Consider the following 19,896-nt stretch of genomic DNA (forward strand, 5'->3'; position numbering starts at 1 on the left):
CTCCGTTTGCGCCATCTTTCCCTGTGGAGTTCCGATGACCGAAGCCTATTTCAATCGCCTGGCTGCCGAGGGCTACAACCGCATTCCGGTGACCCTCGAGACCTTCGCGGACCTCGACACGCCGCTGTCGATCTACCTGAAGCTGGCCAACGTCGCCTACACCTATTTGCTCGAATCGGTGCAGGGGGGCGAGCGCTTTGGTCGCTATTCGATCATCGGCCTGGCCAGCCCAACGCGAATCGTCGTCAATGGCCATCAGGTTCTGGTGCTGAACGGCAATCGCATCGCTGAACGCGAAGACGACACCAATCCGCTCGACTTCATCGGCAAATACATGAAGCGCTTTCGCGCGGCGCCGACAACCGGCCTGCCACGCTTCTGCGGCGGGCTCGTCGGCTGCTTCGGTTACGACACCGTGCGTTACATCGAGACCCGGCTGACGCGCTCGCAGAAACCCGACGACCTTGGCATACCCGACATCGTGCTGCTTCTCTCCGAAGAGATCGCCGTAGTTGACAACCTGTCGGGCAAGCTGACGCTGGTCGTTTATGCCGAACCAGGCGTTCCTGGCGCCTATCAGAAGGCACAGGCCCGACTGCGGGAACTGCTGGCGCGGCTACGCGAGCCGGTGCGCATTCCCCCGGAAACGCCGCAGTCGTCACAACCGGCAACGTCGATCTTCGGCGAAGCACAGTTCAAGCGCGCGGTGAGCAGGGCCAAGCGCTACATCGGTGACGGTGACATCATGCAGGTGGTCCTCTCGCAACGCCTGAGCAAACCGTTGACGGCCCGTCCGATGGCACTCTACCGCGCCCTGCGCTCGCTCAATCCGTCGCCCTACATGTTCTACTTCGACCTCGAGGATTTTCACGTCGTCGGCGCTTCACCCGAAATCCTGGTTCGTCTCGAAGGCGATACTGTGACCGTTCGGCCGATTGCCGGAACCCGTCGGCGCGGCGTTTCCTTCGAGGAAGACCAGGCGCTGGCCGCCGAATTGCTGGCCGACGAAAAAGAGCGCGCCGAGCACGTTCAGTTGCTCGACCTGGGCCGCAACGACGCCGGCCGAGTCGCCCGTGTCGGGACGATCAGGGTGACCGAAAACATGATTGTCGAGCGCTACTCTCATGTCATGCATATTGTGTCCAACGTCGAGGCCAAGCTACGGCCCGAGCTCTGTGCGCTCGACGTGCTCAAGGCGACATTCCCGGCTGGAACGGTCTCCGGCGCGCCCAAAGTGCGGGCCATGGAAATCATTGACGAGCTCGAACCGGTCAAACGCGGTGTCTATGCCGGCGCTGTCGGCTACCTCGGGTTCAACGGCGACATGGACCTGGCGATTGCCATCCGTACGGCCATCGTCAAGGACGGCCAGTTGCACGTCCAGGCCGGTGCCGGCATCGTCGCGGATTCGGACCCCGCCTCGGAATGGCAGGAAACCGAAAACAAGGCGCGTGCCGTGCTGCGTGCCGCCGAGTTGGCCGAGCAAGGCCTCGATACCCGCTGCTGAGCAGCGCGCGTACGCCGTAAACCTCCGCATCCCGGCTCCCTTCCAGCCGCGGCTCGACTCCGGTCAGCGTTGTTCAGCGTACATCGTTCAGGGCTCAGACGGACTTCCCACACAGTTTGGACACGTACCGTGAAAAGAGAGCTCGGCACGTTTGCAGCGAAATCCCTGCGGCAGCGTCGCGGCGATCGTCGGCTGCAGCGCTTCGAGGCAGAAGACGGTACCGCAACGGGCGCAATGAAAATGCGCGTGCCCATGTCCCTCATCGACCCCGGCGTTGAAACGCCAGACACGGTCGGTACCGGCCACGCGGTGCGCCAACTCGTGCGTCACCAGCCAGTCCAAAGTGCGGTAAAGGGTCACCCGGTCGTGCTCGACGGCGCCGCTGTCGAGTGCCGCCCCGACTTCGTCGTGCGAGAGTGGGCGACCAGCGCGACTCAGGATATCCAGGACGGCAACACGCGTCCGTGTCGCGCGTCCACCGCGCGATACGATGCGCGACGCGGTGTTGTTGGCAACTGTTTCGAGCGATAAAGTCATTGGAGGACAAGTCGTGTGCGGGTCGCCGCCAGCGGCAAACAAGCATGCCGCCCGCTGGCACCGGAAACGTCGCCGGCATTTGCCGGGGCCAGAAGCCGCACCTGCCAGGTTCGCGGTTCCAGCCGCTGAGATTCCAAGTGCCCGTATTATGCTTCCATCTGCGGCGCCTGCTCAATCAGCCAGCAAAAACGGGCTTCGGATTGCCGAGGGTAATGATGCCGGAAGCGATGATGGCCATCGTCAGAATGCGCATTCCGTCGCCGTTTCCGGGGCCGATACCCGCCCCCTTGAACAAGCGGCTCAGATCCCTCCGAGGAGACGTTTCTGCGCGTCTTCCGGGCGCTGGACCCGAAGCAATCTGAGGGGGCTGCTTCCCGCCGCTGGGTAGCCGGGGTGGTCGGTACGCTCAGGCTTGGCCAGCATTTCCTGGGGAACGATCCCGCGTCTGAGTAGAGACTCCAGCTGGTTGCCGCCATAGCTCTGCGCCTCCTCCTCGGTGTCGAACGTGAAGAAGAATGGGCATGGAAGCAGCTCGTGCTTCACGCGCAGCTGAAACTTCTCCCCACGTTTCTGGATGGACGCCATGCGGGGCGATTGTACTCGCCTACACGCCCTGCACGATCCGTTTCCAGGTAGCAGTGCTAACTGGATAAGGTAGCACGAAGCGGATTTGAACCGGAATTAAACCCAGGAAGAACCCGGCGCATGGTTCGGGAAACGCGCAGACGATTGATTTATATTGTATTTTCTGGAGGCGCGAGCGGGAGTCGAACCCACCTACACGGATTTGCAGTCCGGTGCATAACCGCTTTGCTATCGCGCCGCGCCCATCTGACGACAGGGCCGCCTCAAGTCCGCAGGATGCGGAGTGTGTGGCAGAAGACTTGGAGCGGGAGAAGAGTCTCGAACTCTCGACCTATACCTTGGCAAGGTATCGCTCTACCAACTGAGCTACTCCCGCATGAAGCGAGTGCGCATTATAAGGGCCTGCCGACGGCTGTCAACCGACTTCTTCCCCCAACCCTTCGCAAACTTCGCGGCACCGCCCCGCTCCTAACGCCTGCGGTCCTCTTCGATCAGGTGCGGCCAAGCCATTCGCATGTAGTAGCCCATCGACCACAGTGTCAGAGCGGCAGCGACGTAAATCAACCAAGTGCCGGCCAGGAAGGTATCGAAGCCAGCGATCGGCGCCCTAAAGAGGAGCAGCGGAATAGCTATCATCTGGGCACTGGTCTTGATCTTGCCGATCATCGACACGGCGACGCTGCGGTGAGCGCCTATCTGCGCCATCCATTCGCGCAAGGCAGAGATCGTGATCTCACGACCAATGATGATTGCCGCGAGAATGGCGTCGAGACGGTGGAGTTGTACCAGAACGATCAGCGCGGCGGCGACCATCAGCTTGTCGGCCACCGGATCCAGGAAGGCACCGAAGGCCGACGTCTGCCGCCAGCGGCGTGCGAGGTAGCCGTCGAGCCAGTCAGTAACTGCCGCCACGATGAAAACGGCGGTCGCTGCGAGGTCACGCCCGGCGCTCTGGAACCAGGAGTCGGGAACGTAGTAGACAGCGATCATCAGTGGAATCAGAATGATCCGCAGCCAGGTCAAGAGAATCGGAATGTTCAGTGGCATCAATGCAACGCTGCGTAAATTTTCTCGGCCAATTCCCGGCTGATTCCTGAAACGGCCGTCAACTGATCGACTCCGGCATCGACGATGCCCTGCCAGCCACCGAAACGGGAAATCAAGGCCTTGCGCCGCCTGGGCCCGATCCCTGCGATGTCCTCCAGTCGCGAAGTCCGTCCCGCTTTGCCACGCCTCGCCCGATGTCCGGAAATCGCAAAGCGATGCGCCTCGTCGCGAATTTCTTGGATCAGATGAAGAGCGGGATGTTCCGCCGTCAATTGTAACGGCTGGCGGCCGTCGACGAAAACCAGTGTTTCCAGACCCGGCTTGCGCACCTCCCCTTTGGCGACGCCGAGCAGCGCTAGCTGCGACAAACCGAGCTCTTCCAGCGCTTCGGCGGCGGCCCGCAACTGCCCACTGCCGCCGTCGATCAGGATCAGCGCCGGTGCCGCGCTGGCGCTGTCGAGCAGCTTCTCGTAACGCCGCCGCACCGCCTGCCGTATCGCAGCGTAGTCGTCACCCGGTTGGATGTCCCGAATATTGAAGCGTCGATAGTCCGCCTTGCGCATCCCACCGCGCTGAAAGACGACGCAGGCAGCAACCGTCGCGTCGCCTTGTGTGTGACTGATGTCGAAGCATTCGATACGACAGTCCTCGTCGACCTCGAGGCCCAGTATCCGGCAAAGCGCGTCGAGGCGCTCTTCCTGCCTGGACAATGCGTTGCGCCGCGCGGCGATGGCCAGCCGGGCGCTCTGTTCGGCCATCTCGATCCAGACGCGCTGCAACGAGTCTCTGGCCGCCGCGAGTCTGACCGGCCGACCCGCCATCTCGCTGAGCCAACCCGCCACCTCGGCGTCGACCGGCGACACATTGACGAGAACCCGCGCCGGGATCGCGTGCGCCAGATAGTGCTGATAGAGGAAGGCCGTCAAAGCCTCGGAGGCCGACGAATCCCCCGAGTTGGCGGGAAACTGCGGCCGATCACCGAGGTGCCGACCGCCGCGGACCATCGCCAGGTTGACGCAAAGCACACCGCGGTCGTCAACGGCCGCGACGATGTCTACGTCACCACCCTTGCCGCTCTCGACATACTGCTTTTCCTGTACTTGCCGCAGCGATTGGATCTGGTCACGATAAACGGCCGCCTGTTCGAAAGCCAGCCGCTCGGCCGCCTCGTCCATCGCGGCCGACAAGCGACCGATGACATCCTGCTGACGGCCCTGCAGAAACAGCGCCGCCATCTGCACGTCCCGGGCATAATCCTCGGCCGCGATCAACCCGACGCAGGGGGCCGAGCAGCGTTTGATCTGGTAGAGCAGACACGGCCGCGAGCGGTTGTTGAAGACGGCGTTCTCGCACGTGCGCAGGCGAAACATCTTTTGCAGAAGATGGACACTCTCGCGCACCGCGAGCGCCGACGGAAAGGGACCGAAGTAGTCCGCCCGCTTGTCGGTCGCTCCCCGAAAGAAACCCAGCCGCGGCGCACTGTCGCGCGTCAGAACGATGTAGGGATAGGACTTGTCGTCGCGAAAGAGGATGTTGTACCGCGGCGCAAGGCTCTTGATGAGATTGTTTTCGAGCAGCAGCGCCTCGCCTTCGGAGCGTGTCACTGTCGTTTCGACGCGAGCCACCTGCGCCACCATCAGAGCGATGCGCGGGCTGGGATGATTGTCCCGAAAGTACGAAGAGACCCGCTTCCTGAGATTCTTCGCCTTGCCCACGTAGAGCACCCGGTCGTCGCTGTCAAGCATGCGATAGACGCCGGGCAACTCAGCCAGGGTGGCGAGCAGGGATTTGGTGTCGAGAGTTTCGTTCATGAGCGTGCGGGCAGCCGTCGGCCAACGGACTGACGTAGTATGGCTAGTTCGATGTTAGCATGCCCGGCCATGCCATCCGCACCGCTCGCCCCCCCCCAATCGAGCTGCCCACCCGACTGGGATCTCTTCTGCCGGGTGATCGACAACCTTGGCGACATCGGCGTCTGCTGGCGGCTGGCTCGCCAGCTCGCGGCGGAACACGGTCTACGCGTACGCCTCTGGGTCGACGCCCTGGACAGTTTCCGCTTGCTCTGCCCGACGGTGAGCGCCGAGTTGTCGATCCAGCATCGGCAGGGGGTCGAAATTCGCCGTTGGGCACTCGATTTCCCCGAAGTCAGCCCGGCGGCGGCCGTCCTGGAGACCTTCGCCTGCCACCTTCCGGAGAGCTTCGTCGAACGGATGGCGGCCCAGTCGCCGCCACCGGTGTGGATCAATCTCGACTATCTGAGCGCCGAAGAGTGGGTTTCCGACTGGCACGCCCTGCCCTCGCCGCACCCCCGCTTGCCGCTCGTGAAGCACTTCTTCTTTCCCGGCTTCACGCGCACGACGGGCGGCCTGCTGCGCGAGCGGGACCTACCGACTCGCCGGCAGGAATTCGCCGGCAGCGCCGCGCAGCAACTCGCCCTGTGGAACGACATCGGCTTCGCTCCGCCGCCCGCAGATACGCTCCTGGTCTCTCTCTTCGCCTACGACAAGCCGGCCATCTCCGACCTGCTCGCTGCCTGGGAAGCGTCGCCTGCGCCCATCTGTTGCCTGGCTCCGTTAGCCGGCGCGCTGCCGGCGATCGAAGCCCATGCCGGGAAGGCTCTCCGCGCCGGCGACCGCTTCCGGCGCGGCGCACTCGACCTTCGCATCCTCCCATTCCTCGAACAGAGCCGCTACGACGAGTTGCTCTGGCTCTGTGAACTGAACTTCGTGCGCGGTGAAGACTCCTTCGTGCGCGCACAGTGGGCCGCACGACCCATGGTCTGGCAGATTTACCCGCAACAGGATGAGGCACACCGGCGCAAACTGGACGCCTTCCTACGGCGCTACTGTGCCGACCTGCCGGTAAGCACAGCCAGCGCTTTGGGCGACCTGTGGCGAGCATGGAATTTTGAGCGCGTCACTACAATGCAGTGGAAAAGCTTTGCCGCCAGCCTCGGCATCCTGCGCCAACACGCGCGCCACTGGGCAGGCGAACTCGCCCGGCAGGACGATCTGTGTAGCCGCCTGCTTTGCTTCAAGGCTTCCCAGTTATAATGGTGAATTGATTCTTACCTGTTTGTGGAACGTACGATGAAAACCGCACAAGAGCTTCGCGCAGGCAACGTCTTCATGGTCGGCAGCAACCCGATGGTGGTTCTCAAGTCCGAATACGTCAAATCGGGGCGCAACGCCTCGGTCGTCAAGATGAAGATGAAGAACCTTCTGACCGACTCGCCCAGCGAGACCGTGTATCGCGCCGACGACAAGTTCGACGTCGTCCAGCTCGAACGTAAGGAAGTCAGCTACTCGTATTTCGCCGACCCGCTCTACGTCTTCATGGACAGCGAGTACAACCCGTACGAAATCGAAAGCGACTGCATGGGCGACGCGCTGAATTATCTCGAAGACGGCATGCCTTGCGAGGCCGTTTTCTACAACGGCAAGGCGATTTCGATCGAACTGCCGACCAGCGTGGTACGCGAAGTGGTCTACACCGAGCCGGCGGTCAAGGGCGATACGTCGGGAAAGGTGATGAAACCCGCTCGCCTGGCGACCGGCTTCGAACTGCCGGTACCCGCCTTCATCGAAATCGGCGACAAGATCGACATCGACACCCGTACGCACGAGTACCGCTCGCGCGTCAGGTAACCGCCGCGCCCCAGGCGTCGAGCCAGCCAGCGAGAGCGGCCGGCAAAAAGCGGTCGCTCGGCGTCAGACCGACAGGCGTTCGGCCGCCGCGACGCCAGCCAGGTAGGCCGGATCGTGCTGCAGGGTCGACCAACCGACGGCCGGCCGGGACGGAACAAGACCTGCGCGCCGGCCTGCCCGTCGGGCATCGGGTGCCGGGCGCCAACCGGCCAGCAGTTCGCCAACGGCGTCGGTCGAGTTGCAAACCAGCAACATGTCGCAGCCGGCCTCCCACGCCGCCGCACAGCGATCGACGATGCCGCCGGCGACACCGGCCGCCGCCATCGACAGATCGTCGCTAAAGATCACCCCGTCGAAGCCCAACTCGTCACGCAGCAAGCGAATCCAGAAAGACGAAAAACCGGCCGGTCTCGGATCGACCTGCCGGTAGATGACGTGCGCCGGCATGACGGCCTCGAGAGGCAAACGGCGATAGGGCTCGAGATCGGGCGACAGCCGGCTCAGGCCGCGTTCGTCCACTGGCAGAGCGACATGCGAATCTGCCTCGACCCAGCCATGTCCGGGAAAATGCTTGCCGCAGGCGATCATGCCGGCGCGGCGCAGCCCTCCGACCAGGGCCTCCGCCAGAGCGACGACGACCGCTGGATCGCGATGCAGGGAACGATCGCCAATCACCTGGCTGCGTCCCCAGTCGAGGTCGAGGACCGGCGTGAACGACAGATCGACGCCGCGAGCGCGCAGTTCGGCCGCCAGCACGTAGCCCAGTTGGCCCGCCACGGTGAGCGCAACGTCCGGTTCGCGATCCCACAATTCACCGAGACGCCGCATCGCTGGCAAGCGTGTGAAACCTTCCCGGCAGCGTTGCACCCGCCCACCTTCGTGGTCGATGGCGATCGGCAACGGCGGGTAACGCAGGTCATGAACCTCGGCCGTCAGCCGGCAGAGCTGCTCCGGCGACACGTAGTTGCGGGTAAACAGGATCAGCCCACCGACCAGCGGATGGCAGAGACGCTCTTTTTCGAAATCGGCCAGTTGCGAGCCGGCGATATCGATCATCAGTGGTCCCAGAGGAAGCTGGCGGGCGGTATTCATACCTGCTCCATGATCACGAAGGCAATCGCGTAGTCACGCTCGTCGCTGATCGAGAGGTGGGCCACCACGCCGCGCTGGACGAGAACAGCTGCCAGCGGCGCGGCGTACTCGAACACTGGGCGCCCTAACGCATCGTGCGCTACACCGATGCTCAACAGGGTAGCCGGGGCGACCAGCCCGGTACCGAGCGCTTTGCCGAAAGCCTCCTTGGCGGCAAAGCGCTTGGCCAGAAAGCGTCCCGGATCGCGCACCGCGACGAACTCGGCACACTCCCTCGCCGTCAGCAGTCGGTCGGCGGCGCGCTGACCGTGTCGCGCGTGGAATGCCGTGAGGCGAGCGACGGCGACGATGTCGGTACCGACGCCGGTAATCATTTGGCGCGCACCTGCGCCTCGCGCAGCAGGCGCTTCATCTCGCGGACGGCTTCTCGCAAGCCGACGAAGACGGCTCGACTGATGATCGCGTGACCGATATGCAGTTCCCGAATCCCCGCTAGCGTCGCCACCGGTTGGACGTTGAAGTAATTGAGCGCGTGACCGGCATTGAAGCGCATGCCGAGCTGGCGAACGGCCTCGCCGGCCCGGCGAATCTTCGCGAGTTCCTCGAGCACGGCTGGACTTTCGGCGTCACGCCCCTGGTGATAGAAGGCGTGCGCATACGGGCCGGTATGTATCTCGCACACCCGCGCACCGATGCGGGCGGCGGCTTCGACCTGCGCTACCTCGGCATCGATGAAGACGCTGCTGAGGATTCCGGTCTCGCCGAGGCGAGCGACCACCTGACGCAGCCGAGCTTCCTGGGCAAGGATATCGAGCCCGCCCTCCGTCGTCACCTCGTGTCGGCCTTCGGGCACGAGCATCGCCATTTGCGGCCTGATCCGGCAGGCAATGGCAATCATCTCGTCGGTCGCCGCCATCTCCAGATTGAGCTTGATCTGGGCGAGATCACGCAGCTTTTCGACGTCGCCATCCTGAATGTGTCGCCGATCCTCGCGCAAGTGGATGGTAATTCCGTCGGCCCCGCCCAGATGCGCTTCCACCGCTGCCCAAACCGGATCAGGCTCGTAAGTGCCGCGCGCCTGCCGAATCGTCGCCACGTGGTCGATGTTCACGCCAAGTTCGATCATAATTCTTGTAACTCCTTGAAAATCCGGCGGCTGGTCAGGCTCCTGCCGCCGGTATAGTGGCCGATCAAGGTGCGCATCAACTGCTTTGCTTCGCCCAGCGAGCGTGGATCGGAGAAATCATCGCGCGCCAGGTCGATCAGTGTCCGGCCGCTCACCGCGAGCGGCGAACTACCGGGTTGCAACAGGCGCACCGGACCGCGTTCGATCTCGTACGCGTAATACGCGTCGACCTCGACCGCCAGTCCGTTGGCATCCCTTTCGAGGAGCAGGCCGTAACCTAGCTCCTGCAGCAAAGCCCGTTCGAAGCAACGCAGATCGGATTCCTGAGCACTATCGGCCAGGCGGCGCAAGGTTTCGGCGTAGGCCAGGAAGAGGCGAGCATGCGCATCCTCGCGGGGTAACAAGTGCATCAGCAACTCGTTGAGATAGTAGCCACAGAACAAAGATCTACCAGAAAGCAGCGGCTGGCCGCCCTGCCACTCGGCTTTCATCAGCGTCTGCACCTCGCCCTTTCCGGCCCAACCAAGTTCGAGCGGCTGAAAAGCCAGCAAGATGCCGCGCAACAGCGACCGTGGTCGCCGCGCACCGCGCGCGAGCAGCGCGACACGACCAAAATCGCGCGAGAAGACGTCGACAATCAGGCTGGTTTCGCTGTAGGGGTAGGCGTGCAGCATGAACGCCGGCTGGCCATCGACTCTCTGCCGCTGCGTCACTTGCCGATTCGCTCGCCAAGCATCAAGCGGACCGCTGGCTACTCGTAGCCCAGGCTTTTGAGCAAACGCTCATCGTCGGCCCAGCCTGACTTGACCTTGACGAAGACCTCGAGAAATACTGGGCCGCCAAACATCCGCTCCATGTCCTGGCGCGCCTCCGACGCGATCCGCTTGATCGTCTCGCCGGCGCTGCCTATGATGATCGCCTTGTGACCTGTCCGATCGACCAGAATCGCCGCACTGATGCGACGCAACTCGCCCGTGACGACGAATTGTTCGACGACCACCGTCGCCGCATAGGGCAGTTCGTCACCGATCAGGCGGAACAGCTTTTCACGGATGAACTCGGCGGCCAGAAACCGCTCGCTACGATCCGTGATTTCGTCCTCGCCGAACAATAAGCCGGGGTTCGGCAAGTGCTTGCGCGTTTCGCCGAGCAAGGCGTCGAGTTGCGCCGCACGCGTCGCGCTGACCGGAACGATGGCCGCAAAATCGCCCTCCTTGGCCAGTTCGGCATGGAAGGGCAGCAAACGGGTCTTGTCCTTCAACTGATCGATCTTGTTGACGACGATGATCAGCGGACAATCGGCCGCGACGAGTTGACGCACCGCCCGGTCGCGGTCGTCGAAGCGACCGGCCTCGACCACGAACAAGGCGACATCGACCTCGGCCAGCGCCTGTCTGACACTGCGGTTCATCACCCGATTCAGCGCGTTGCCGTAGCGCGTCTGAAAACCCGGTGTATCGACGAAAACGTATTGCGCGTCGGGCGTTGTGAGGATGCCCAAGATGCGATGGCGAGTCGTCTGCGCGCGTCGCGAAACGATGCTGAGCTTTTCGCCGATCAGCGCATTGAGTAGGGTCGACTTGCCGACGTTGGGGCGACCGACGATGGCGACCCGTCCGGAGCGGATTTCGCTCATCCTGCCGCCATCGCTTGCAAGGCACGTTCGGCGGCCATCTGTTCGGCCGCCCGGCGGCTCCCGCCGCTGCCCTCGGTACGGATGCCCAGGCCACCGATCACGCAAGCCACCGTAAACTGCTGCGCATGGGCCTCGCCGACGCTGCCGGTCAGCGAATAGAGCGGCAGGGCCAGCCTCCGGCCTTGCAGGTATTCCTGCAGGCGCGTCTTGGCATCCTTGCTGTCTTGCCCCGGAATCAGCCGATCGAGCGTTTCGTCATACAGCCGGTTGATTACCTGGCTCGCCACATCGAAACCTCCGTCCAGCCACAGCGCCCCGAACACGGCTTCCAGAGCGTCGGCCAGAATCGATGGCCGCTGCGGCCCACCGCTGCGTTGCTCGCCCTCGCCTAGACGCAAAAACTCGCCCAGCGAGAGCCGCAAGGCCTGCTGGTGCAGACTGTCCTGACGCACGAGTTGGGCGCGCAGGCGCGAAAGATCGCCTTCCGCAAGGAGCGGGAAGCGCTCGAGCAAGCGGCGCGCGATGACGGCGTTGAGAACGGCGTCGCCCAGGAACTCGAGTCGCTCATTGTGCGGCGAACTGTAACTCCGGTGCGTCAGAGCGGTCTGCAAGAGCCCCCGATCGCGGAACGTGTAGCCAAGCCCCTTTTCGAGTGGTGAATCGGTCATTGGCCGCGACTGCGCCCCGTGGACGAGCCACTGAAATCGATCAACAGGCTGACGTTGGCCAGCAGCGGAATCCGCTTCTCGTAAGAAAACGCGATGACCACTTGGTTGTCTTCCTTGAAGATATCCAGATCGGCCGGCGCGAGGCTCTGCACATGCTCGACTTCGATGTACTTGCCGAAAGCCTGCCGAATCTCGGGCACCGTCTTGCCACCCGCATCCGCGGCGACGGCTTTGACCGCCTGCCGGATCTTGTAGTAGTCGATGACCTCCGGAAGAATCCGGATGGCGAGAATGGACACCAGGGCAATGAGCACGCCCCAGAGCAGCAACGCCGAAAGAGCCAAACCACGCTGACGATTCATGACCGGCACTCCTTACCTGAACGAGCCAATCCGTTTGAAGTCACTGAAATTCCACCAGATGAAGAAAGCCTTGCCGACGATATTCTCCTCCGGAACGAAGCCCCAGAAACGGCTGTCCTTGCTGTTGTCGCGGTTGTCGCCCATCACGAAGTAGTTCCCAGGCGGCACCGTACAAGCGACACCCAGTGCATTGTAGGAACAATTCTGACGATTGGGGAATTGCGCCGGGCCGGGAACGAACGGCGGGGCATCGTCGTCGTTGAGCGTCCGGAATTCCGCTTCCCCCAGCTTTTCGACGAATTGCCGGGAGTAGTAGAGCCGCTCGGAGTGCACATAGTCGTCTGCCTTGCTGCTCGGCACCGCTTGCCCGTTGATCGACAGTTTCTTGTTGTAGTAAGCGATCCGGTCGCCTGGCAGGCCGACTACCCGCTTGATGTAGTCGAGCGACGGGTTTTCCGGATAGCGAAAAACCATCACGTCGCCGCGTTGCGGGCTATTGAGGTCGATAATTTTCCAGTTGGCGACCGGCAGACGGATACCGTAGGTGTATTTGTTGACCAGAATGAAGTCGCCATCCTGCAACGTCGGCATCATCGATCCGGAAGGAATCCTGAACGGTTCGACGAGAAACGAACGGAGCAGGAAGACAACCAGGATGACCGGAAAGAAACTCGCCCCGTACTCGACCCACCACGGCTCCTTGGCGTCGGCCGGCCGGCGTCGGCGCAGGACAAGGGCGTCCGCCGCCCAGATGGCTCCGCTGAGCAGCAAGAGGATCAACAGGATCAATGCAAAGTTCACTCGCTCTCCTTTTACTTGCCGACGCGCAACACCGCCAAAAACGCCTCCTGCGGTATCTCGACCGAGCCGACCTGCTTCATGCGCTTCTTGCCCGCTTTCTGTTTTTCGAGCAGTTTCTTCTTACGTGTGATGTCGCCGCCATAACACTTGGCCAGCACGTCCTTGCGCATGGCCTTGACGTTCTCCCGAGCGATGATGTTGGCGCCGATCGCCGCCTGGATGGCGACATCGTACATCTGCCGCGGAATCAGCTCGCGCATCTTGGCGGCCAGTTCGCGCCCACGATAGATCGAGTTGGCGCGATGCAGGATGACAGACAAAGCGTCGACGCGCTCGCCGTTGATCAGGATGTCGAGCTTGACGACGTCCGAGGCGCGATACTCCTTGAAATCGTAGTCGAGCGAGGCGTAGCCGCGCGACACCGACTTCAGGCGATCGAAGAAATCCATCACTACTTCGGCCATCGGCATCTCGTAGACCAGTTGTACCTGGCGACCATGGTAGGTCATGTCGACCTGGTTGCCGCGCTTCTGATTGCACAAGGTGATGACGTTGCCGAGATAATCCTGCGGCACGAAAACTGTGATCGTGATGATCGGTTCGCGGATCTCCTCGACCTTCGACAATTCGGGAAGCTTGGCCGGATTCTCGACGTTGAGCAGGCTGCCGTCACGCAACAGGACCTCATAGACGACGGTTGGCGCGGTCGTGATCAGATCCTGGTCGAACTCGCGCTCGAGACGCTCCTGGACGATTTCCATGTGCAGCAGACCGAGAAAGCCGCAGCGGAAACCGAAGCCAAGCGCCTGGGAAACCTCGGGCTCGTAGCGCAAAGACGCATCATTGAGTTTGAGTTTCTCGAGCGACTCGCGCAGCGAATCGTACTGGTTGGACTCGACCGGATAGAGACCGGCGAAGACTTGCGACTTGATTTCCTTGAATCCCGGCAAGGCCTGGACGGCCGGCCGGTCGACCAGGGTCAGCGTATCGCCGACCTTGGCGGCCTGCAGTTCCTTGATTCCCGAAATCACGTAGCCGACCTCGCCAGCGCGCAGGGCGTCACGCGCTACCGCCTTGGGAGTGAACACGCCGACCTGCTCGCAAAGATGCGTCGACCCGGAGGCCATCAAGCGAAGACGATCCTTGGGGCGTAAGCTACCGTCAAAGACCCGTACCAGCATCACCACGCCGACGTAGTTGTCGAACCAGGCGTCGACCAGCAGTGCCTTGAGTGGTGCGTCCGCCTCCCCCGTTGGCGGCGGAACACGGGCGATGATCGCTTCCAGAATGTCTTCGACGCCCAAACCGGTCTTGGCCGAGGCCAGTACCGCCTCCGAGGCGTCGATGCCGATCACGTCTTCGATCTCCTGGCGCGCGTTGTCCGGCATCGCCGAGGGCAGATCGATCTTGTTCAGGACCGGCACGACATCGACGCCGAGTTCGATGGCAGTGTAGCAATTGGCCACCGTCTGCGCCTCGACACCTTGCGACGCATCGACCACCAACAGCGCTCCCTCGCAGGCAGACAGCGAGCGCGACACCTCATAGGAGAAGTCGACGTGCCCAGGCGTGTCGATCAGGTTCAGGTTGAAGATCTCGCCGCTACGTGCCCGATACTGCAGTGCCGCCGTTTGCGCCTTGATCGTGATGCCACGCTCGCGCTCGATGTCCATCGAGTCCAGCACCTGCGCCTCCATCTCGCGATCGGAAAGACCGCCGCATAGATGGATGATGCGATCGGCCAGCGTCGACTTGCCGTGATCGATGTGCGCGATGATGGAAAAATTGCGGATGTGTTGCATGGGCATCTTATTGGCTCGGTGGCGACCGCGCCGTCGCTGAAAAAAAGGGTGCCGGCCGCGGGCACCCTTCGTCAAACTGCCTGAAGGCGCGGATTCTAGCGGATTTCGCCCAAATAATCACGGACTTTGCGCACATCGAGGAAGTAGTGGCAAAGTTCCTGGCCGGCATGCAGAAGTACCGGCACGAGTTGGTCATAGCGAGCCTCGAGCGCCGAATCAGCATCGACGTCGAGCACCTCGACGGTGAAACCGAACTCGGCGGCGAGCGGTCGCAAGGCGGCTTCCATCTCCTCACAGAGATGGCAGTAGCGCCGTGAAATCAGGGTCAGTATCGAGGCGGCACTCACTCGGTGCGACGCTCCGGCAAACCTTTGACGGTGACGAAGGTCTGCATCTCGCCACGACGGACGAGCAGCGTAACGTTCGCCGTCTTGTCGAACTGCGCCAGCAAGCCATTGAACTGCTGGGCACTGCGTATCTCCGTGCTCTCGCCGCGCGCGATCAGGGCCAGAATCACGTCGCCCGGGCGCAGGTCGGCGCGCGCCGCATTGCTGCGCACTTCCACGATCAGCAGGCCGCCGTTGACCTTGAGATCCCGCTTCTGCTCGGCCGTCAGTTCAGCGACCACCAAACCCAGCCGGTTGGCGCTGCGCTCAAGCGGTTTGGCCGGACGACCGCTACCGGCAAGCCGCTTCTCCTCCGGGCTCTCGGCGACCACCAGGCTCAGATCCCGGCTCGCCCCCTTGCGCCAAACCTGAAGCGTCACCTTACTGCCCGGCCGGGTGGCCCCGACCAGTCGTGGCAGGTCGCCGGAACTGTTGATCGGCTTGCCATCGAATTTCAGGATGACGTCGCCCGCCTCAACTCCTGCCTTCTCCGCCGGACCGCCTTTCTCGACCGCATTGACCAGGGCCCCCTGCGCCTTGCCCAGGCCAAACGAATCAGCCAATTCCTTCGAAACTTCCTGGATGACCACACCTATCCGCCCACGGCTGACCTTGCCAGTGGCGCGCAGTTGGGTTTGCACCTCCATCGCTACGTCGATCGGAATGGCGAAGGAAATCCCCATGAAGCCACCTGAACGGCTGTAGATCTGCGAGTTGATGCCGACCACTTCGCCTTTCATGTTGAACAACGGTCCGCCCGAGTTGCCGGGGTTGACCGCCACATCGGTCTGGATGAAGGGCACGTAGTTCTCCTGCGGCAGCGAGCGCCCCTTGGCGCTGACGATACCTGCGGTGACGCTGTTGTCGAAGCCGAACGGAGAACCGATCGCCACCACCCACTCACCCACCTTGAGAACGCCGGGGTCTCCCAGACGAACCGTCGGCAGGGACGTCGCTTCGATCTTGATCAGCGCGACATCGGTCCGCTTGTCGGCACCGATCACCCGCGCCTTGAACTCACGCTTGTCGGTCAGGCGAATCAGAATCTCGTCAGCGGAGTCTACGACGTGCGCATTGGTCAGGATGTAGCCATCCGAACTGACGATGAAGCCCGACCCGAGGGAACGACTCTCGAAATCGCGTGGCGCACCAAATCCGGGCCCGCCCGGCTGACGGGGAATGAAGCGCCGAAAAAACTCGTACATCGGGTCGTTTTCGTCGAGCGGAAAGGGCGGCGCACCACGCCCATTGCTGCGCACGGACTGCGTCGTGCTGATGTTGACCACTGCCGGCCCTTGCTTCTCGACCAGTTCGGTAAAGTCCGGCAAACCGCGATTCTGTGCTTGCGCCAGCAGCGAGAAGCAGGTGAAAAGAAAGATCGAAAGCAATCGTTTCATGACACCAAAAACCTCCTGAGTGACACTGAAATCAAGGCGGGAGCCAATGCCTAGATTTGCCGATGTCCGGTCAAAAATCAAGAGCGAATCGACGGCTGGAAGCGTCGCTCGTGAGAACACCGCAACTGGGCGTGCCGCAATCCCAGCCAGCCGACCAGCAGGCCGACGAGCGCGCCAGCCATCGCGCCGGCCTCGCCGGCCAGCACCGACCCGAACAGCGCGCCGCCGAGTAGCGCCAACAGCGGCACACCATAGGCATGAAACGCACTGCGGCCGAGCGAGCCGTCGCCAACGCCAACCTGGACCCGCTCACCGACGCCGCGACGAGTCGGATTGGCGACCTGGAAAACGCGCGGCGCACGGCACAACAGATGGCCGAAGTGAGCACCGCCGCAGCCGCCTGGCTCCCGGCAGCGGCCGCAACCCACGTCGTCCATCCGAATCGTCGCCTGCTCACCATCGACGGCAGTGATCGTCCCCCACGCATCGGCCATGGCAATTCTCCTGTCGCGGCTACCACCGGCGATCAGCGGAAACGTCGAGCAAAGGACGCAGCTTTTCGGCCACCGCTTCACGCGCGCGAAAGATCCGCGAACGTACGGTGCCTATCGGGCAATGCATCGCCTCAGCGATCTCCTCATAGCTTAGCCCTTCGATCTCGCGCAACAGGATCGCGCTACGCAGTTCGTCCGGCAGATCGGCCATCGCCGCACTGATCGTGTCACCCATCTGTCTGGATTGCAGGATGCTCTCCGGAGTATTGATATCGCGCAACTGACCGGCATCCTCGAAACCCTCGGCTTCGTCGGCATCGAACTCGGTAGAGGTTGGCGCGCGTCGCCCCTGCGCGACGAGATAGTTCTTGGCCGTATTGATGCCTATCCGGTAAAGCCAAGTATAAAAAGCGCTATCGCCACGAAACGAAGGCAAGGCCCGATAAGCCTTGATGAACGCTTCCTGCGCAACGTCCTCGACTTCGGCCTGATCGCGGATGAAACGCGACAACAAGCGTCCGAGTTTGCGCTGGTACTTGTCAACCAGTATCTCGAAGGCGTGTTTGTCGCCGGCCTGTGCGCGCTCGACCAGGACCTGATCAACTTCGCGTTCGCTCATAGTCTGTGCTTGTCCTGTCGCGACGGTATCATCGGGTGCGCGGAAGTATAACGCAAGCATCAAAACGCCAACGTAACAGTACGTAAGGGCTTGTTCCGAGTGCCTCCCCGGGCAGGTCTCAGCGACCGACACAAACTTATCGCCGCGCGACACCCGTGCTATAGTGGCAGCCCTTTTTGGGCGGGATCTCCAGCGTGACGATTCGCTTCGACGTTCTCATCATCGGCAGTGGACTGGCCGGCCAAGCCGCCGCACTGCGGCTGGCACCCACCCACAAGGTAGCGCTGATCAGCAAGCGCACGCTCGAAGACAGTGCGTCAAGCTGGGCGCAAGGCGGCATCGCCGCGGTGCTCGACAACCGTGATTCAATCGAGGCGCACATTCGCGACACGCTCACCGCCGGCGCCTTCCTCAATGACCCGAAGGCCACCCGCTTCGTGATCGAAAACGGCCGGCGTGCGGTGGACTGGCTGATTGAACAAGGTGTTCCGTTTACGCGCGACGCGGCCGGCTACCATCTGACTCGCGAAGGCGGACATAGCGCCCGTCGCGTGATTCACGTCGCCGACACCACCGGCCGGGCCGTGCAAACGACGCTGACCGGCAAACTTCGCCAGCAAGCTAACCTCACCCTCCTCGAGCACCATATCGCCATCGACCTGATCACCGGCGACAAGTTGGGACTGGCCGAGCAGCGCTGTTATGGGGCCTATGCGCTCGATAGCGTCAGCGGTGAAGTCCTGACCCTGGGTGCTCGACACACACTGATCGCCACCGGCGGCGCCGGCAAGGTCTACCTGTACACCACCAATCCCGACACCTCGACCGGCGATGGTATCGCCATGGCTTGGCGCGCCGGTTGCCGGGTGGCCAACATGGAGTTCATCCAGTTTCATCCGACCTGCCTCTACCACCCGCAAGCCAAGTCATTCCTGATCTCCGAGGCCGTACGCGGCGAAGGCGGGCGGCTCCTCCTGCCCGACGGACGCCGCTTCATGCCCTGGCACGACCCACGCGGCGAACTTGCGCCGCGCGACGTGGTCGCGCGAGCGATCGATTTCGAAATGAAAAAGCGCGGTCTGGACTGCGTCTACCTCGACATCTCGCACAAACCGGCCACTTTCCTGGCCGAACATTTCCCGAACATCCTGGCACACTGCCGCGAACTCGGCATCGACATCACTCGCCAGGCTATCCCCGTCGTGCCGGCAGCGCACTATACCTGTGGCGGAGTCGTTACCGACCTGCGCGCACGCACCGACCTCGCTGGCCTCTATGTCGCCGGTGAAGCGTCCTCGACCGGACTGCACGGCGCCAACCGCCTGGCCAGCAACTCGCTGCTCGAATGCCTGGTGTTCGCCGAAGCGGCAGCCCGGGACATCCAGCAGCAGCCGGCCGGCGAACTGCCCGAACTCCCCTCGTGGGACGCCAGTCGTGTCAGCGACCCAGACGAAGAGATCGTCATCGCCCACAACTGGGACGAGCTGCGCCGTTTCATGTGGGACTACGTCGGCATCGTGCGCACCACCAAGCGCCTGCAACGGGCACAGAACCGCATCCGACTGCTGGTCCGCGAAATCGATGATTTCTACTCGCACTTCCGGGTCAGCCACGACTTGATCGAACTGCGCAACCTCGTCGTAACCGCCGATCTGATCGTCCGCTGTGCCCTGCGGCGCCACGAGAGCCGAGGTCTGCACTTCAGCCGCAACTATCCCGAGACTCTCCCACGGGCTCGCAACACGGTGCTCAGGCGTCGCCTGCGGCGTGATCGCTAGGCCCGGCACGCCAACGCAACCACAGGCGAAGCACCCGAAAGTGCCCGGTCGACACACTGTCGGGCAACAGCACGAGCGTTCGGAGTCGTCTCCCGCTATCGTCGCGCAAACGTAGAACGATCAACTGACTGAATACCGCTGTACCCGATTGTATGGCCACCGCCAGCGGCTCACCGTTCACTAGCAGCAAAAGCAGCGCGCCATCTTGCTGAAGGCGCAAACCGGCAACCGAGGATGGGCGCAGCGTCCACCATGCCGAGACGGCGACCACCGCCAGCAGGGCGCCTCTCGGCAGCAGCGGCCACGGCAGAACCCACAGGCAAGCGGCAGCCGTGGCGTGCAGCGAGACGAGCAGGGAAGCAAGAAGGCGCGAACGGCGCAGGGCGATGCGAAGCGGGAACTGCACGCCGCC

General features: G+C 62.7%; 22 protein-coding genes and 2 tRNA genes. 4 read left to right on the forward strand and 20 right to left on the reverse strand.

All coding sequences use genetic code 11. The features are described 5' to 3' along the window. Window positions 1-34: 34 nt before the first annotated feature. Window positions 35-1,507, forward strand: a complete 1,473-nt coding sequence (gene trpE / locus Q1M07_RS02600) for an anthranilate synthase component I (protein ID WP_300450289.1) — start codon at window positions 35-37, stop codon at window positions 1,505-1,507. A gap of 87 nt (window positions 1,508-1,594) precedes the next feature. Here trpE and Q1M07_RS02605 read toward each other — a convergent pair whose 3' ends face one another. The 6 genes from Q1M07_RS02605 to uvrC all read right to left on the reverse strand — a co-directional run bounded on the left by Q1M07_RS02605 (window position 1,595) and on the right by uvrC (window position 5,487). Continuing rightward, on the reverse strand, window positions 1,595-2,044 hold the full coding sequence (locus tag Q1M07_RS02605) for a Fur family transcriptional regulator (protein WP_300450292.1): 450 nt from the start codon (window positions 2,042-2,044) through the stop codon (window positions 1,595-1,597). A gap of 300 nt (window positions 2,045-2,344) precedes the next feature. After that, window positions 2,345-2,629, reverse strand: coding sequence for a hypothetical protein (locus Q1M07_RS02610; RefSeq protein WP_300450295.1), 285 nt, complete (start codon window positions 2,627-2,629; stop codon window positions 2,345-2,347). Window positions 2,630-2,793: 164 nt separating this feature from the next. Beyond that, a tRNA-Cys gene (locus Q1M07_RS02615) sits at window positions 2,794-2,867 on the reverse strand. A 62-nt stretch (window positions 2,868-2,929) separates the two neighbouring features. Further along, window positions 2,930-3,005: transfer RNA gene (locus Q1M07_RS02620), tRNA-Gly, on the reverse strand. 92 nt (window positions 3,006-3,097) lie between these two features. Continuing rightward, a complete protein-coding gene (gene pgsA / locus Q1M07_RS02625) occupies window positions 3,098-3,676 on the reverse strand; it encodes a CDP-diacylglycerol--glycerol-3-phosphate 3-phosphatidyltransferase (protein ID WP_300450297.1) in 579 nt (192 codons plus the stop codon). Further along, window positions 3,676-5,487, reverse strand: a complete 1,812-nt coding sequence (gene uvrC / locus Q1M07_RS02630) for an excinuclease ABC subunit UvrC (protein ID WP_300450300.1) — start codon at window positions 5,485-5,487, stop codon at window positions 3,676-3,678. Before uvrC ends, pgsA begins: the two co-directional genes overlap by 1 nt. A gap of 69 nt (window positions 5,488-5,556) precedes the next feature. Between uvrC and earP the strand changes: the two genes are divergently transcribed. Together earP and efp are read left to right on the forward strand one after the other, a co-directional pair. Then, window positions 5,557-6,729 (forward strand): elongation factor P maturation arginine rhamnosyltransferase EarP, encoded by a 1,173-nt coding sequence (gene earP, locus Q1M07_RS02635; RefSeq protein ID WP_300450303.1) that lies wholly within the window; start codon window positions 5,557-5,559, stop codon window positions 6,727-6,729. A 36-nt stretch (window positions 6,730-6,765) separates the two neighbouring features. Further along, window positions 6,766-7,323, forward strand: coding sequence for an elongation factor P (gene efp / locus Q1M07_RS02640; RefSeq protein WP_300450306.1), 558 nt, complete (start codon window positions 6,766-6,768; stop codon window positions 7,321-7,323). 63 nt (window positions 7,324-7,386) lie between these two features. Here efp and nagZ read toward each other — a convergent pair whose 3' ends face one another. The 13 genes from nagZ to rpoE all read right to left on the reverse strand — a co-directional run bounded on the left by nagZ (window position 7,387) and on the right by rpoE (window position 17,706). Further along, window positions 7,387-8,415 carry a beta-N-acetylhexosaminidase gene (gene nagZ / locus Q1M07_RS02645; RefSeq protein WP_300450308.1) on the reverse strand — a complete coding sequence of 343 codons (1,029 nt, stop codon included), beginning with the start codon at window positions 8,413-8,415 and terminating at the stop codon, window positions 7,387-7,389. Next, on the reverse strand, window positions 8,412-8,789 hold the full coding sequence (acpS, locus tag Q1M07_RS02650) for a holo-ACP synthase (RefSeq protein ID WP_300450310.1): 378 nt from the start codon (window positions 8,787-8,789) through the stop codon (window positions 8,412-8,414). Before acpS ends, nagZ begins: the two co-directional genes overlap by 4 nt. Continuing rightward, window positions 8,786-9,541 (reverse strand): pyridoxine 5'-phosphate synthase, encoded by a 756-nt coding sequence (locus tag Q1M07_RS02655; protein ID WP_300450313.1) that lies wholly within the window; start codon window positions 9,539-9,541, stop codon window positions 8,786-8,788. The genes acpS and Q1M07_RS02655 overlap by 4 nt, the downstream gene beginning before the upstream one ends. After that, window positions 9,538-10,254, reverse strand: coding sequence for a DNA repair protein RecO (gene recO, locus Q1M07_RS02660; protein WP_300450316.1), 717 nt, complete (start codon window positions 10,252-10,254; stop codon window positions 9,538-9,540). Before recO ends, Q1M07_RS02655 begins: the two co-directional genes overlap by 4 nt. A gap of 38 nt (window positions 10,255-10,292) precedes the next feature. After that, a complete protein-coding gene (era, locus tag Q1M07_RS02665; protein ID WP_300450319.1) occupies window positions 10,293-11,177 on the reverse strand; it encodes a GTPase Era in 885 nt (294 codons plus the stop codon). Next, the gene (gene rnc / locus Q1M07_RS02670) at window positions 11,174-11,845 is read right to left on the reverse strand and encodes a ribonuclease III (protein ID WP_300450321.1); all 672 of its coding nucleotides are present in this window, start codon (window positions 11,843-11,845) and stop codon (window positions 11,174-11,176) included. Before rnc ends, era begins: the two co-directional genes overlap by 4 nt. Further along, window positions 11,842-12,207, reverse strand: a complete 366-nt coding sequence (locus Q1M07_RS02675) for a DUF4845 domain-containing protein (protein WP_300450324.1) — start codon at window positions 12,205-12,207, stop codon at window positions 11,842-11,844. Before Q1M07_RS02675 ends, rnc begins: the two co-directional genes overlap by 4 nt. A gap of 12 nt (window positions 12,208-12,219) precedes the next feature. Beyond that, window positions 12,220-13,008: a signal peptidase I gene (gene lepB, locus Q1M07_RS02680; RefSeq protein WP_300450327.1), complete on the reverse strand. Its 789-nt coding sequence runs from the start codon at window positions 13,006-13,008 to the stop codon at window positions 12,220-12,222. Window positions 13,009-13,019: 11 nt separating this feature from the next. Next, window positions 13,020-14,810 carry a translation elongation factor 4 gene (gene lepA, locus Q1M07_RS02685; protein WP_300450330.1) on the reverse strand — a complete coding sequence of 597 codons (1,791 nt, stop codon included), beginning with the start codon at window positions 14,808-14,810 and terminating at the stop codon, window positions 13,020-13,022. A 95-nt stretch (window positions 14,811-14,905) separates the two neighbouring features. Continuing rightward, the gene (locus Q1M07_RS02690) at window positions 14,906-15,157 is read right to left on the reverse strand and encodes a glutaredoxin family protein (protein ID WP_300450333.1); all 252 of its coding nucleotides are present in this window, start codon (window positions 15,155-15,157) and stop codon (window positions 14,906-14,908) included. Then, on the reverse strand, window positions 15,154-16,593 hold the full coding sequence (locus Q1M07_RS02695) for a DegQ family serine endoprotease (RefSeq protein WP_300450336.1): 1,440 nt from the start codon (window positions 16,591-16,593) through the stop codon (window positions 15,154-15,156). Before Q1M07_RS02695 ends, Q1M07_RS02690 begins: the two co-directional genes overlap by 4 nt. Before the next feature lie 77 nt (window positions 16,594-16,670). Then, on the reverse strand, window positions 16,671-17,087 hold the full coding sequence (locus Q1M07_RS02700; RefSeq protein WP_300450339.1) for a SoxR reducing system RseC family protein: 417 nt from the start codon (window positions 17,085-17,087) through the stop codon (window positions 16,671-16,673). Between the two features lie 19 nt (window positions 17,088-17,106). Continuing rightward, window positions 17,107-17,706, reverse strand: a complete 600-nt coding sequence (rpoE, locus tag Q1M07_RS02705) for an RNA polymerase sigma factor RpoE (RefSeq protein ID WP_300450342.1) — start codon at window positions 17,704-17,706, stop codon at window positions 17,107-17,109. Between the two features lie 194 nt (window positions 17,707-17,900). On the opposite strand from rpoE, the gene nadB reads away from it, so the two are divergent. Next, window positions 17,901-19,484, forward strand: coding sequence for an L-aspartate oxidase (gene nadB, locus Q1M07_RS02710; protein WP_300450345.1), 1,584 nt, complete (start codon window positions 17,901-17,903; stop codon window positions 19,482-19,484). Here the strand turns inward: nadB and Q1M07_RS02715 are convergent. After that, window positions 19,456-19,890: a protein YgfX gene (locus Q1M07_RS02715; protein WP_300450348.1), complete on the reverse strand. Its 435-nt coding sequence runs from the start codon at window positions 19,888-19,890 to the stop codon at window positions 19,456-19,458. The genes nadB and Q1M07_RS02715 overlap by 29 nt on opposite strands. Window positions 19,891-19,896: the final 6 nt, after the last annotated feature.

Source organism: Accumulibacter sp. (assembly GCF_029255285.1).
In the GTDB taxonomy this organism is placed as follows: domain Bacteria; phylum Pseudomonadota; class Gammaproteobacteria; order Burkholderiales; family Rhodocyclaceae; genus Accumulibacter.

Bases quoted from the DNA above. Each gene is read 5' to 3' on its own strand.
- Q1M07_RS02605 (WP_300450292.1), bottom strand. From the start codon at position 2,044: ATGACTTTATCGCTCGAAACAGTTGCCAACAACACCGCGTCGCGCATC.
- trpE (WP_300450289.1), top strand. From the start codon at position 35: ATGACCGAAGCCTATTTCAATCGCCTGGCTGCCGAGGGCTACAACCGC.
- rpoE (WP_300450342.1), bottom strand. From the start codon at position 17,706: ATGAGCGAACGCGAAGTTGATCAGGTCCTGGTCGAGCGCGCACAGGCC.
- Q1M07_RS02675 (WP_300450324.1), bottom strand. From the start codon at position 12,207: ATGAATCGTCAGCGTGGTTTGGCTCTTTCGGCGTTGCTGCTCTGGGGC.
- Q1M07_RS02695 (WP_300450336.1), bottom strand. From the start codon at position 16,593: ATGAAACGATTGCTTTCGATCTTTCTTTTCACCTGCTTCTCGCTGCTG.
- Q1M07_RS02655 (WP_300450313.1), bottom strand. From the start codon at position 9,541: ATGATCGAACTTGGCGTGAACATCGACCACGTGGCGACGATTCGGCAG.
- uvrC (WP_300450300.1), bottom strand. From the start codon at position 5,487: ATGAACGAAACTCTCGACACCAAATCCCTGCTCGCCACCCTGGCTGAG.
- lepA (WP_300450330.1), bottom strand. From the start codon at position 14,810: ATGCAACACATCCGCAATTTTTCCATCATCGCGCACATCGATCACGGC.
- pgsA (WP_300450297.1), bottom strand. From the start codon at position 3,676: ATGCCACTGAACATTCCGATTCTCTTGACCTGGCTGCGGATCATTCTG.
- nagZ (WP_300450308.1), bottom strand. From the start codon at position 8,415: ATGAATACCGCCCGCCAGCTTCCTCTGGGACCACTGATGATCGATATC.
- earP (WP_300450303.1), top strand. From the start codon at position 5,557: ATGCCATCCGCACCGCTCGCCCCCCCCCAATCGAGCTGCCCACCCGAC.
- era (WP_300450319.1), bottom strand. From the start codon at position 11,177: ATGAGCGAAATCCGCTCCGGACGGGTCGCCATCGTCGGTCGCCCCAAC.
- rnc (WP_300450321.1), bottom strand. From the start codon at position 11,845: ATGACCGATTCACCACTCGAAAAGGGGCTTGGCTACACGTTCCGCGAT.
- Q1M07_RS02700 (WP_300450339.1), bottom strand. From the start codon at position 17,087: ATGGCCGATGCGTGGGGGACGATCACTGCCGTCGATGGTGAGCAGGCG.
- acpS (WP_300450310.1), bottom strand. From the start codon at position 8,789: ATGATTACCGGCGTCGGTACCGACATCGTCGCCGTCGCTCGCCTCACG.
- efp (WP_300450306.1), top strand. From the start codon at position 6,766: ATGAAAACCGCACAAGAGCTTCGCGCAGGCAACGTCTTCATGGTCGGC.
- Q1M07_RS02610 (WP_300450295.1), bottom strand. From the start codon at position 2,629: ATGGCGTCCATCCAGAAACGTGGGGAGAAGTTTCAGCTGCGCGTGAAG.